Source organism: Bradyrhizobium sp. McL0616, from assembly GCF_049993385.1.
GTDB lineage: Bacteria > Pseudomonadota > Alphaproteobacteria > Rhizobiales > Xanthobacteraceae > Bradyrhizobium.
Window position 1 is genome coordinate 6,518,766 of sequence record NZ_CP188255.1, and the last position, 11,711, is coordinate 6,530,476.

Here is an 11,711-nt window from a genome sequence, read left to right on the forward strand (position 1 = left end):
CCCCTATGTGGTCGAAATCTTCATTGCCTCCAGAACTGCGGCTGAGCTTGCGACCCAGCCGAAGATGCCGCCCTGGGCCTTGATCATCTTCAGGCCCATCTCGTGAAACTCGGGAAAGTAGGACGCGCAGCCGTCGGAGATGACGACGCAGCGATAGCCGCGGTCATTGGCCTCGCGCACGGTGGTGTTGACGCACACTTCGGTCGTGACGCCGCACACCAGCAAATTCTCGATGCCGTATTTCTCCAGCACGTCGGTGAGCTCGGTGGCGTAGAACGCGCCCTTGCCGGGCTTGTCGATCACGACCTCGCTGTCGAGCGGATAGAGCTCCGGAATAATGTCGTGGCCGGCTTCGCCGCGAATGAGGATGCGGCCCATCGGGCCGGGATCGCCGATGCGAAGGCTCGGCGCACCGCGCTCGACTTTCGCCGGCGGCGCGTCGGAGAGATCCGGCAGATGGCCCTCGCGGGTGTGGACCACCAGCATGCCGGTGTCGCGCGCTGCCTTGAGCAAGGAGCCGATCGGCTTCACGGCGCGCGCGAGCTGGCTGACGTCATTGCCCAGCGTCTCGCCGAAGCCGCCGGGCTCCATGAAATCGCGTTGCATGTCGATGATGAGGAGCGCGGTACTCGCCCAGTCGAGCGTGATCGGCTCGGGCTCGGCGCTGATGACGCCCAGTGTCGACTTGGTTGAGTTCAACATGACTCAAGGCCCCCCGCGAGAACTCTCTTTCCCAAGAGTTCTGCAAACGCCATGCCATTGTGTACAATTGAATTTGAGCGGACAGCGCGGGGAAATTTGCTGCGCTGTCAGGATGTTATCGGAAGAGCGCGCGTCTGCTTATTCGCTGTGCGACGACTTTGCGACGGGCATTTGCTTAAAGGATGAGCGGCAGTGAAGCCAGCTTTTTAGCGCGCACCATCTCCATACAGCCGCCGATACTCTTCCTCATACGGCGCATAGGAATCCTTCAGCGTCGCCATGTTGAGCAGCATGGTCGCTACCACCGCGCCCGTCTGATCGAACACCCGCGTCTTGATCCAGGCGCTTTCGGTGCGGCGGCTGCTGGAGAGCATCACGACCTCGCGCTCGACTTCGTACGCCTCGTCGACAAGGAGCGGCCCCTTTACGAGCCTGATCTCCTGGTCGGCGAACAGGCCGACGGCAGGTCCCTTGGCCGGCAGCGGGTCGTCCTTGGAGCGGTACTGGAACAGCACGCTCAGCATCTCCATCGGGATGATGGCCTTGCCCCACGGATTCTCCGCGCCCGAATAATACGGCGAGTTCTCGGTGATGACGGCAAGCTTCTGCCGCAGCGAGAACGGATAGAGGTCGCCCATGTTCTGGTCGAATGCCATTCGCACTGCCTGCCGCTTGCCAGTTTGCGCCACCTTCACATCGCGCAGGATCACGGGATCGGTGAGCGGCTTGAGCTCGCCGAGGCGCGCCTCGAGCGCGGTCGAGACCTGGGGATCGCCGACCGAGGCCGTCCCGCGCAGCACCTCGGTGCCGTCGCGCTTCACCATCTGGATCTGGCACTGGCTGGTGCCGGGCAATGGCTTCGACAGGATCGCCTGCACCTCCTCGCCCTCGAAGCAGGCGTTGCGGTAGTGTGCGGAGAGACAGCCGCTCTCGAACCAGGCCTGTCCCCACAAGCGCTCGCCGAGCGGGGCGAACTGGCTGAAATGGGTCGGGCCCTCGATGGTGCCGCCCTTGAAGCCGAGCTTTTGCGCGGTGGCGTCGTCGTGGATCGAGGCGTGCGCGTCATAGACTTGCGCGTGCAGCATCTGGCGCGGCTGGCGCCACGGCCCGATCAGCGCTTCGGCTGTCTCGGTGATCTCGGTATCGAACGCGATTGCAGCCATGGTGTCCTCCGGTCGAAGCCATGACTAGCAGGAGCGCCACAGATGCGGCCAGCCATATTGACTTCGCTGGCCCATGCTCTTGACTGCGACGGCCCGCTTCGCAAGCCGCAATTCCCTCCCGCGGTGCAAACTCCACGCCGGACTAAGAAAAACAAGGACTTTCGACATGACGCTGATGCAGGTCGAGCTGGACGACAAATACCGGCTCGAATCGAAGCGGATCTACCTGTCCGGCACGCAGGCCCTGGTTCGATTGCCCATGTTGCAGCGCGAACGTGACCGGCTTCAGGGGCTCAACACCGGCGGCTTCATCTCGGGCTATCGCGGTTCCCCGCTCGGCATGTACGACCATGCGCTGTGGCGCGCGAAGTCGCACCTCCAACAGCACGACATCGCCTTCGTGCCCGGCCTGAACGAGGATCTGGCGGCGACCGCAGTCTGGGGCAGCCAGCAGGTCGGCCTGTTTCCCGGTGCCAAGGTCGATGGCGTGTTCGGCATCTGGTACGGCAAGGGCCCGGGCGTCGACCGCTCGGTCGATGCGCTCAAGCACGCCAACGCCGCCGGCACCTCGCTCAATGGCGGCGTTCTTGCGCTCGCCGGCGACGACCACGGTTGCCAATCCTCGACGCTGGCGCACCAGAGCGAGCAGGTGTTCGCGGCAGCGCTGATCCCCGTGATCAATCCCGCCACGCTGCAGGATTATCTCGACCTCGGCCTCTATGGCTTTGCGCTGTCACGCTTCTCCGGCTGCTGGGTCGGCTTCAAGGCCATCAGCGAGACCGTCGAAAGCTCGGCGTCGATTGACAGCGATCCCGGACGCATCCAGATCAAGCTGCCCGATGATTTCGAGATGCCGCCGGGCGGCCTCAACATCCGCTGGCCTGATCCGCCGCTGGAGGCCGAGAGGCGCCTGTTCGGTCCGAAGATGGCCGCGGTGCAGGCCTTTGCCCGCGCCAACCAGCTCGACCGCATCGTGCTTGATTCAAAGCCGGCCCGGCTCGGGATTGTCGCCACCGGCAAAGCCTATCTCGATCTGCGCCAGGCGCTCGCCGACTTGGGCATTACCGACAAGGACGCGCAGGATCTGGGCTTGCGCATCTACAAGGTCGCGCTGACCTGGCCGCTGGAGGAAAGCGGTGCACGGCGCTTTGCCGAAGGTCTTCAGGACGTGCTGGTGGTCGAGGAAAAGCGCGGCTTCATCGAAGACCAGCTCATGCGCATCCTCTACAATATCGATGCGTCGAAGCGCCCGACGGTCACGGGCAAGCGCGACGAGAGCGGCGCTCCGCTGCTGCCGAGCGAAGGCGAGCTGACGCCGACCATCGTTGCCTCCGCACTCCTGGCGCGACTACGCAAGCTCGGTCATCACAGCCCGCTGCTGGAGCAGCGATTGGCCCGGCTCGAAGCATTCGACAACCCCGTTCCGGCCAATGCGCAGATCAAGCTCGCGCGCACGCCGTTCTTCTGCTCGGGCTGTCCGCACAATTCGTCGACACGCGTGCCCGAGGGTAGCCGCGCCATGGCAGGCATCGGCTGCCACGGCATGGCGCTGAGCATGCCGACGCGCAGGACCGATTTGATCTCGCACATGGGCGCGGAGGGCGTGAACTGGATCGGGCAGTCGCCCTTCACCACCGAGCAGCACATCTTCCAGAATCTCGGTGACGGCACCTACACCCATTCCGGGCTTCTCGCTCTTCGTGCGGCGTCTGCCGCCGGCATCAACATCACCTACAAGATCCTCTACAACGACGCGGTAGCAATGACGGGCGGCCAGCCGGCCGAAGGCGGTTTCAACGTCGCGCAGATCGCGCACCAGGTCTGGGCCGAAGGCGTCAAGCGGCTCGCGATCGTCTCGGACGATCCCGGCAAATATCCAGAGGGCAATTACTTCCCGCAAGGCGCGACTATCCATCACCGCCGCGAGCTCGATGCCGTGCAGCGCGAGTTGCGCGACATCAAGGGCCTCACTGTCCTTATCTACGACCAGACTTGCGCGGCCGAGAAGCGCCGCCGCCGCAAGCGCGGGCTCTATCCTGATCCGGCAAAACGCGCCTTCATCAACGAACTCGTCTGCGAAGGCTGCGGCGATTGCTCGCAGGCCTCCAATTGCGTCTCGGTGCAGCCGCTGGAGACCGAGTTCGGTCGCAAGCGCCAGATCGACCAGTCGAACTGCAACAAGGACTTCTCCTGCGTCGAAGGCTTTTGCCCGAGCTTTGTCACCGTGCATGGCGGCACGCTCAAGCGGATCAAGACCTCGGGGGTTGATTCCGGACAGCTGTTCGCCGACCTGCCGCTGCCGCCCGAGCGTGAGCTGGAAGGACCGTACAACATCCTGGTCACCGGCATCGGCGGCACCGGCGTCATCACCATCGGCGCGCTGCTCGGCATGGCCGCCCATGTCGACGGCCGCGGCTGCTCGGCGCTCGACTTCACCGGCCTGTCGCAGAAGAACGGGGCGGTGATGAGCCATGTGCGCATCGCGCCGAAGCCGGAGGACATTTCCGCCGTCCGCATCACCACCGGCGGCGCGGACGTCATTCTCGGCTGCGACATGATCGTCTCGGCCGGCCCCTCCGCGCTCAGCCGTGCCGAGCGCGGGGTGACCAAGGCCTACATCAACGCCGACCTCCAGCCGACCGCAAGCTTCGTGCAAAACCCCGATCTCGATTTCGAGATGGGCACAATGCAGACCGTGCTGCGCGATGCCGTCGGCGACAAGAATCTCGACATCATTGACGCGACAGGCATGGCCGCGGCACTGATGGGCGACAGCATCGCGACAAATCCCTTCATGCTCGGCTTCGCCTTCCAGAAGGGCGCGATCCCGTTGTCGCTGGAGGCCCTGCTCCGCGCCATCGAAATCAACGGCGCCGCCATCGAGATGAACAAGCTCGCCTTCACCTGGGGCCGCCTCGCCGCCCACGACATGTCGCGGGTGCGCAGCGTGCTCCAGTTCAAGAGCCGGGCGGCCGCGCCGACGAAGTCGCTCGACGACATCATCGCGACGCGCGCAGAGTTTTTGACCGGCTATCAAGACAAAGCCTACACCGACCGTTACCTCGCGGCGGTTGGCAAGGTTCGCAAGGCGGAAACCGCCGTCTTGCCCGCGTCCACGGAGCTCACGGAAGCCGTCGCGAAGAACCTGTTCAAGCTGATGTCCTACAAGGACGAGTACGAGGTCGCGCGGCTTTACACCGACGGCAGCTTTGCCAAGAAGGTGTCGGAGAAGTTCGACGGCGATTTCTCGCTGAAGTTCTACCTGGCCCCGCCGGTCTTCGCAAAGCGCGATGCCACGACGGGTCATCTCCAGAAGAAGGAATTCGGCGGCTGGATGATCCATGCCTTCCGCATTCTGGCGAAGCTGAAATTCTTGCGCGGCGGCACGTTCGATCCGTTCGGCCGCACCGAGGAGCGCCGGACCGAACGGAAGCTGGTCGAGGACTATCTCAACATGATCGATCAGCGGATCGCCGGACTGAAGGCGGCGCAGATCCCGCTGCTGACACGGCTCGCGCGCGTGCCGGAGACCATCCGCGGTTTCGGGCATGTCAAGGAAGCGAACATCCAGCAGGCGGCGGCCGAGAAGGCGCGGCTTGAGGCAGAGCTGGAGAACAGCCGGTTTGCGGCTGCAGCGGAGTAGCGGTTAGAGAGCGAAGGCCTCTCCACACGTCATTGCGAGGAGCCCTTGCGACGAAGCAATCCAGAGTCTTTCCGAGGAAACAGTCTGGATTGCTTCGCTGCGCTCGCAATGACGGAGATTATGGATACAGCGGAGACAGCAATTAGACAGACGCCTTCGCCGCACTCGACACTGTCGCGGCCCCCTCCGCCAGATGCCGCCCCGCGATGTACCCGAACGTCAGCGCCGGCCCGAGCGTGATGCCCGGCCCCGGATAGTTGCCGTTCATGATCGAACCCATGTCGTTGCCGCAAGCATAAAGGCCTGCGATCGGCGTGGCGTCCTCGCGCAGCACGCGCGCCTGGGCGTCGACCTTCATGCCAATCGCCGTGCCGAGATCGGCCGGATAGATGCGCATCGCGAAAAATGGCGCTCGCAGGATCGGCGCGACGCAGGGGTTGGGCTTGTGGCTGATATCGCCGAGGTGGCGCTGATAGATGGTGCTGCCGCGGCCGAATTCGGGGTCGCGGCCCTCTTTCGCATCGGCGTTGTAATTCGCGACCGTCGCAGCGAGCGCGGGCGGCTTGATGCCGATCTTCGCCGCGAGTTGCTCGATATCCGCACTCTCAATCAACTCACTGCTCGCAACATAGTGCCGAAGGTTGCGCGTGAACGGCTTGATGCGGCCGAGGCCGTAGCTCCACAGGAATTGCCGATCGCAAATCAGGTAGAAGGGATGATCGGGCACGCCATTGCCGTCGCGCAGCATAGCGAGGACGAATTCGTGGTAGGACAACGCCTCATTGACGAAGCGACGTCCGGCCGCATTCACGGTGATCACACCGGGCTTGGCGCGGTCAGTGACCGTATGCGGGAAGACACCGCGGCTGCCGTCGGCGCGCCGGAACAGCGAGGCCGGCACCCAATAGGCCGGGCTCGTCGCATCAGTGTTAAGCGCGGCGCCAGTTGCCGTCGCGAAGCGAATCCCGTCGCCTGTACCTGGCGGGTTTGTCGCGGAGACAAAACCGGCAGCTGCCGGGAAAAAACGTTTGCGCAAAGCGGCATCGTGCGAGAAGCCGCCGGTCGCCAGCACCACGCCGCGGCGCGCGGAGATCGAACGATCGCGGGAGCCGTGGCGGATCACCACGCCGCTGACGCGATCGCCTTGCATCGACAGATCCTCGACATCGGCGCTGAAGAGGATCTCGACCTGCCGCGCCAGGAGCGATGCATACAGCCGTGCGGCAAGCGCATTGCCGAGATGCAGCGTCGTGCCGCGTGGGCTGCGCAGCCGCTGCAACGCGTATTCGGAAACGAGCCGCGCCGCGCGCAAGGTCGAGTGCAGCGATCTTCCAACTTGCCGCAGATGCGGGATGTCGAGCCGATTGACCATCATCCCGCCAAACAGCGTGAACTCCGGCAGCGGCGGCCGCAATCGCGCAAAGCTCTTGCCCAGCCGCGAGCCATCGAACGCGACCGGCTCGAGCACTCGCCCGCCCGGCGTCGCGCCCAGGCGCTCCGGATAATAGTCCGGGTAGGCTTTCACCGGCTGGAGGCGCACCTCGGTGTTGGATTCGAGATAAGCGACTGCTTCGGGTCCGCGCGCGAGGAAGGCGGCGCGCAGGCCGGCGTTGGCGGGTTCGGGCACAGTGCTCGACAGGTACTGGACCGCATCGGTGATGCTGTCCGAGAGCCCCGCTTCTTTCATCTTGGCGTTGGCGGGAATCCAGACCATGCCGCCAGACCATGCCGTGGTACCACCCACGAAAGCGGTCTTCTCGATCACGAGCACGCGCAAGCCTTCAGCGGCGGCGACGGCGGCCGCCGCCATGCCACCGGCGCCTGCGCCGATGACGATGACGTCGTAGGTCTCATGCGCCGGCATCATGCGGCAAGGGTCCGGGATCGAGGCATGACACCGTCATACCTCGCCCGAGGGCTTGCAGCTAGCGCGACGGCTTGCGCTCGACCGGATCGATATCGATCGCCCGCAGCCGTCCAAGCCGCAGCACGTCCATGGCGAGCCGGCGGCCGATCCGGTCACGGTCGAGCACGCGGATCAGATCGTCGACACCGTTGATCTCGACGCCGTCCAACTTGATCACGACGTCGCCGGACAACAGGCCCGCCTTGGCCGCCGGGCCGTCCGGCTCGATCTGGGCGAGCAACGCGCCCATCTTGTTCTCGACACCGGCCAGCACCGCGTGCCGCCGCGGAACCGGCGCGGTCTGCCCGGCCACGCCGATATAGGCGCGGCGGACATAGCCGTGACGAATGATCTCCGACAGCACGAATTGCGCGGTGTTGCTGGCGACCGCAAAGCAGATGCCTTGCGCGCCGCTGATGATCGCGGTGTTGATACCGATCACCTCGGCATTCGACGACACCAGCGGCCCGCCGGAATTGCCGGGGTTGAGCGCGGCATCGGTCTGGATCACGTCCTCGATGGTGCGGCCGCTGACCGAGCGGATCGACCGGCCGAGCGCCGAGACCACACCGGCGGTGACGGTCGATTCGAAGCCGAGCGGATTGCCGATCGCGATCACAAGCTGGCCGCGGCGCAAGGTTTTGGAGTTTCCGAGCGCGGCATAGGGCAAGTCGCGGACGCCGTTGGCGCGGAGCAGCGCCAGATCCGTGTCGGGGTCGACGCCCAGCACCCGGGCGTCACCGACGTTGCCCTCGACGTCGCGCAGCCGGATCTCCTTGGAGGCGCCGACCACGTGGCTGTTGGTGAGAACGAGGCCGTCCGGCGAGATCACAATGCCCGAGCCGAGCCCGCCGCGCTCGCGGCCGTTCGGCACCTTCGGCCCTGTCTCGACGCGCACGACAGCAGGGCCGACACGGTCGGTCACGTCGATCACGGCATTGGAATAAGCATCCAGCAGGGCCCGGTCGTTGTCTGGGGCAGCCGCCGCCGTTCGCGATGACGATCCGTCATCGGCGATCTCTGAGGTAAAATCCAGCATGGCAAGAGTCCTTGAGGCTCACACAGATGGTGGCCTGTTCCCTCTCGCGCAAGGGACCCGCCTGGGGTGCAAGGCTGGGCTGCCAGCGATTGACTGCTAGGGCGCCTCCCGCAGTGTGCCACCTCTTGCCTTGACGGGATCGAGCAGCGACCAGTCGCCGTCCGGGAGCACGTAGCCCTTGGGGAACGGCGCGCGGAGCTCCAGCCCGAGCGAGCGCAGCACGCGGTCGTCGCGATAGTAGCATTGCAGCACGACGCGGACGAGCGTTGCGGCCGCTGCACCGCCGGAGCTGCGAAACTCCAGCGCCACCGCCTCGCGCCTGGCGGCATCGAGCTTGGCGAACGGCACGCCGGCGAGCCGGGCCAGGTGATCCAGCGCTTGACGCACCAGCGTCGTGTCACGGCCGAGCGTCGCGAGCATATCGGCCTGGATGACGGGGTCATCAGCGCCGGGCACCTTGTACGCGTCGCTGGCGGGAACGATCATCGCGGCGATGCTGCGGAGGTCATCGCGTTGGGCGCGCGTGAGTTGATCTGCGGACATGACGGCCTCAATCGAACAAATTGGCGAGACGCTGCTTCATCTGGTCGGCGATGTAGAGCGCGAGGGCCTGGATGGTGGACGTCGGGTTCACGCCGCCCGAGGTGACGAAGATGCTGCCGTCGACGATGAAGAGGTTTTTCACGTCGTGCGAACGGCCCCACTCATTGACGACGGAGCGCTCAGGGTCCGTACCCATCCGCGCGGTGCCGAGCAGATGCCACCCGCCCCACGGGATCGGCGAATTGACACAGATGTCGGTCGCGCCCGCCGTCTCGAGAATCTCGCGGCCGCGGGCGAGCGCATGCTCCATCATCTTCCGGCTGTTCTCTGAGATCGTGTAGTTGATCTTGGGCGCGGGAATGCCGTGGCCGTCCTTCAGGATAGGATCGAGCGTGACGCGATTGTGCTCCTCCGGCAGGTCCTCGCAGATCGCGGAGAATCCGAGCCGGTGGCCGTTGAGCTTGCGGAACACGCGGTGATGATCGGCCCCCCACGGCAGAATGCCCTTCTGCTCGCTGACGACCGCTTCGAACACCGGCCCGGCCCCACGCACGAACTGGACGCCGTAGCCGCGCACGAAGCCGCGCGACAGATCGGTGTCATACCACTCCTTGCTCCACAGGCAGGTCGGCGGCGCCCGGTTGCTGTCGGTCGGCTCCTTCACATAGCCGTAGATCTGCGCATAGGGATGGAACATCAAATTCTTGCCGACGAGCCCGGACGAATTGGCAAGGCCGTTCGGGAAGCGCCCAGACGCGGAGTTCAGCAGCAGCCGCGGCGTGCCGACGCCGTTGCAGGCGATGATGACGACATGCGCAGGCTGGAATTGCTCGACACCGTCCTTGTCGTAATAGACCACGCCCGAGGCCATGCCGTTCTCGTCGGTCGTGATCTCGCGCACCCGACAATGGGTGCGCAGCTCGACGCCGGCGCGGACCGCCTGCGGCCAGTAGGTGATGTCGGTCGAGGATTTTGCGCCTTGCGCGCAAGCCGGCGTGCAATGGCCGAGATTGATGCAGCGTGCGCGGCCCTCATAGTCTGTCGTCGCGACCGTCGTGTCCGACGGCCACCAGTGCCAGCCGAGCTTGTTCATGGCGTTGCCGATGATGGCGCCGGACAATCCCATCGGCTGCTGCGGCATCGGTGGATGTGTCAGCGGCGAGAGCGGATCGCCCGACAGGCCGGAGGTGCCCATGATGCGGTCGTTCTCTTCGAAGAACGGCGTCAGCGCGTCGTAATCGATCGGCCAGTCATCGGCGACGCCGTCGAGCGTCTTCACCTTGAAATCGGAGGGGTGCAGCCGCGGCCAGTGTGCGGTGTACATCACCGTCGAGCCGCCGACCGCATTATAGTTCACGACCTTGATGGGCGAATTGTCGTCATTGATCGGATAGTCTTCGGGCCGGCCGCGGATATTCGGGCTCGACGACCACTCGCCGTAGAATTTGGCTTCCCAGTCCCGGCCCGTGCTGGGATATTCCGCCGGGTTCATCCAGCCGCCCTGCTCAAGGCAGAGGATGTGCATCTTGGTCTCGGCCAGCGACCACGCCACCGCGGCGCCCGAAGCGCCGGCGCCGATGATCAGGACGTCCACGGGGTCTTTCATCGCAACATTGTCCTCCCGCCTTCGCCGCTTCCCGGGCGATTCGGCCATCACGGCTCGCAAGGCTTGCGCAAACGATAGGATCAGAGCGGCGGCTGAGTAAAGCCGCGGGGCCGGAATGTCGCACTTCGCAGGGCGCAGACCATTGGTGTTGCCACATCCGGATGCTAGGAACGAGGGGAAAGAGCAATTCCTAGCGAGACCGCATGTCCTTCCAAAATTCCTTTGCCCGCGTCCGCGCCTTCGCGCTCGTTCTGTTTCTCGCTCTGACAGGATTTTGGACCTCTTCCGGACCGGCCTCGGCGCTGACAGCGGCTGCGACCGTCCGGGACGCCAATTCCATCCAGCTTGGCGACGTCACCTACCGGCTCGACGGCGTCGATGCGCCGGAGCTGGACCAGGTCTGCATCGACGACCACGCCGATCCCTGGACTTGCGGTATCGAGGCCCGCGACCAATTGGCCAAGCTGATCGGCAAACGCTCCGTGCGCTGCGACGATGTCGGTCCGGAAAAGAACTTCGGCAAACGCCACCGCGCGATCTGCACGGCCGAGGGCGACAAGGTTTCGCTCAACGAGCAACTGGTCAAGCTCGGCTTTGCGATCGCGCGCGAGCCGATCAAGGCGAACGTCAAGCCGGCGGCGTCCGACGCCAAAACGGCTTCTGCCGGCATCTGGAAGGGCTGCTTTGTTGCACCGCAAGAGTTCCGCACCGGCAAGAGAGACGGCGCGCTTCTGGGCGCAGCCTGCCGCTCTGACCGCGACAAGGAGATTCGCTCGGTGCTGTTTCCGGATGACCTGACGATGCCGCCGAGCTGTGGCATCAAGGGCAAGCTCGCGGTGCGCGCACGCGTCACCGGCAATATCGGCATCTACCATTTGCGGGGCTGCCCGAGCTATGCCGCGACCACGAAGCCGGACCGCTGGTTCTGTTCGGAGGACGACGCGCAGGCCTCGGGCTTCCGCAAGGCCTATAATTGCCGCCGGCCAAAGTGACCAATTGGTTCACGCAGCCGTGAGTGGTAGCCGGAGACAGTATTGATCCGGAATTGAACGCCAGCGCGAGTTGCTGCACTTATAAACATGCGCACGCGCTTTGCGCGAGCGCTTCCT

8 protein-coding genes are annotated in these 11,711 nt (G+C 64.8%); 2 read left to right on the forward strand and 6 right to left on the reverse strand.

What is annotated here, in order from left to right; genetic code table 11:
- Positions 1 to 3: 3 nt before the first annotated feature.
- Both ACPPVR_RS31440 and ACPPVR_RS31445 read right to left on the reverse strand, forming a co-directional pair.
- Positions 4 to 702, reverse strand: a complete 699-nt coding sequence (locus ACPPVR_RS31440; protein ID WP_426610419.1) for a cysteine hydrolase family protein — start codon at positions 700 to 702, stop codon at positions 4 to 6.
- 206 nt (positions 703 to 908) lie between these two features.
- The gene (locus ACPPVR_RS31445) at positions 909 to 1,865 is read right to left on the reverse strand and encodes a hypothetical protein (protein ID WP_426610420.1); all 957 of its coding nucleotides are present in this window, start codon (positions 1,863 to 1,865) and stop codon (positions 909 to 911) included.
- 166 nt (positions 1,866 to 2,031) lie between these two features.
- Here ACPPVR_RS31445 and ACPPVR_RS31450 point away from each other — a divergent pair, with 166 nt between their 5' ends.
- Complete coding sequence (locus ACPPVR_RS31450) at positions 2,032 to 5,508, forward strand: indolepyruvate ferredoxin oxidoreductase family protein (RefSeq protein ID WP_426610421.1); 3,477 nt, start codon at positions 2,032 to 2,034, stop codon at positions 5,506 to 5,508.
- 142 nt (positions 5,509 to 5,650) lie between these two features.
- On the opposite strand, the gene ACPPVR_RS31455 is transcribed toward ACPPVR_RS31450, so the two are convergent.
- The 4 genes from ACPPVR_RS31455 to ACPPVR_RS31470 all read right to left on the reverse strand — a co-directional run bounded on the left by ACPPVR_RS31455 (position 5,651) and on the right by ACPPVR_RS31470 (position 10,602).
- Positions 5,651 to 7,375, reverse strand: coding sequence for an FAD-dependent oxidoreductase (locus ACPPVR_RS31455; RefSeq protein ID WP_426610422.1), 1,725 nt, complete (start codon positions 7,373 to 7,375; stop codon positions 5,651 to 5,653).
- A 58-nt stretch (positions 7,376 to 7,433) separates the two neighbouring features.
- Entirely contained in the window at positions 7,434 to 8,453 is a 1,020-nt protein-coding gene (locus ACPPVR_RS31460; protein ID WP_426610423.1) for a S1C family serine protease, read from the reverse strand.
- A 96-nt stretch (positions 8,454 to 8,549) separates the two neighbouring features.
- Positions 8,550 to 8,996, reverse strand: a complete 447-nt coding sequence (locus ACPPVR_RS31465) for a hypothetical protein (protein ID WP_426610424.1) — start codon at positions 8,994 to 8,996, stop codon at positions 8,550 to 8,552.
- 7 nt (positions 8,997 to 9,003) lie between these two features.
- A complete protein-coding gene (locus tag ACPPVR_RS31470; protein ID WP_426610425.1) occupies positions 9,004 to 10,602 on the reverse strand; it encodes a GMC family oxidoreductase in 1,599 nt (532 codons plus the stop codon).
- Positions 10,603 to 10,805: 203 nt separating this feature from the next.
- On the opposite strand from ACPPVR_RS31470, the gene ACPPVR_RS31475 reads away from it, so the two are divergent.
- Positions 10,806 to 11,594, forward strand: coding sequence for a thermonuclease family protein (locus ACPPVR_RS31475; protein ID WP_426610426.1), 789 nt, complete (start codon positions 10,806 to 10,808; stop codon positions 11,592 to 11,594).
- Positions 11,595 to 11,711 lie beyond the last annotated feature (117 nt).

Coding starts and splice junctions, on each gene's coding strand:
- ACPPVR_RS31440 (WP_426610419.1), bottom strand. CDS start 702: ATGTTGAACTCAACCAAGTCGACACTGGGCGTCATCAGCGCCGAGCCC.
- ACPPVR_RS31445 (WP_426610420.1), bottom strand. CDS start 1,865: ATGGCTGCAATCGCGTTCGATACCGAGATCACCGAGACAGCCGAAGCG.
- ACPPVR_RS31450 (WP_426610421.1), top strand. CDS start 2,032: ATGACGCTGATGCAGGTCGAGCTGGACGACAAATACCGGCTCGAATCG.
- ACPPVR_RS31455 (WP_426610422.1), bottom strand. CDS start 7,375: ATGATGCCGGCGCATGAGACCTACGACGTCATCGTCATCGGCGCAGGC.
- ACPPVR_RS31460 (WP_426610423.1), bottom strand. CDS start 8,453: ATGCTGGATTTTACCTCAGAGATCGCCGATGACGGATCGTCATCGCGA.
- ACPPVR_RS31465 (WP_426610424.1), bottom strand. CDS start 8,996: ATGTCCGCAGATCAACTCACGCGCGCCCAACGCGATGACCTCCGCAGC.
- ACPPVR_RS31470 (WP_426610425.1), bottom strand. CDS start 10,602: ATGAAAGACCCCGTGGACGTCCTGATCATCGGCGCCGGCGCTTCGGGC.
- ACPPVR_RS31475 (WP_426610426.1), top strand. CDS start 10,806: ATGTCCTTCCAAAATTCCTTTGCCCGCGTCCGCGCCTTCGCGCTCGTT.